The following is a 570-nucleotide window of genomic DNA, read 5'->3' on the forward strand; positions in this document are numbered from 1 at the left end:
CGATATAAAAGATATGGTGGAGGATGACGGGCTCGAACCGCCGACCCTCTGCTTGTAAGGCAGATGCTCTCCCAGCTGAGCTAATCCTCCGAATAAAAAATGCTGGTATATATTCTATAAAAATGGTGACCCGTACGGGATTCGAACCCGTGTTACCGCCGTGAAAGGGCGGTGTCTTAACCGCTTGACCAACGGGCCCTTTATTATGTAAATTGTGGCGGAGAGCAAGGGATTCGAACCCTTGAGACGGGGTTACCGCCTACACGATTTCCAATCGTGCTCCTTCGGCCACTCGGACAGCTCTCCAAATTGGCTCCGCAGGTAGGATTCGAACCTACGACCGATCGGTTAACAGCCGATAGCTCTACCACTGAGCTACTGCGGAATGAAGAAAGCCTGGCGATGTCCTACTCTCACAGGGGGAAACCCCCAACTACCATCGGCGCTGAAGAGCTTAACTTCCGTGTTCGGTATGGGAACGGGTGTGACCTCTTCGCCATCATCACCAGACAATTTAGTGACAAAAGATATTATACTATGTATTGAAAATAAATCAAGAGATATTTTAAA

At 48.9% G+C, this 570-nt stretch carries 4 tRNA genes and 1 rRNA gene; all 5 read right to left on the minus strand.

The window, feature by feature from the left end:
- Positions 1 to 14: 14 nt before the first annotated feature.
- Positions 15 to 90, minus strand: a tRNA-Val gene (locus OIT90_RS19270).
- A gap of 33 nt (positions 91 to 123) precedes the next feature.
- A tRNA-Glu gene (locus tag OIT90_RS19275) sits at positions 124 to 198 on the minus strand.
- A 17-nt stretch (positions 199 to 215) separates the two neighbouring features.
- Positions 216 to 306, minus strand: a tRNA-Ser gene (locus OIT90_RS19280).
- Between the two features lie 4 nt (positions 307 to 310).
- Positions 311 to 385, minus strand: a tRNA-Asn gene (locus OIT90_RS19285).
- A gap of 9 nt (positions 386 to 394) precedes the next feature.
- Positions 395 to 510, minus strand: a 5S ribosomal RNA gene (gene rrf, locus OIT90_RS19290).
- Positions 511 to 570: the final 60 nt, after the last annotated feature.

This window comes from Bacillus sp. ABR (assembly GCF_056172715.1).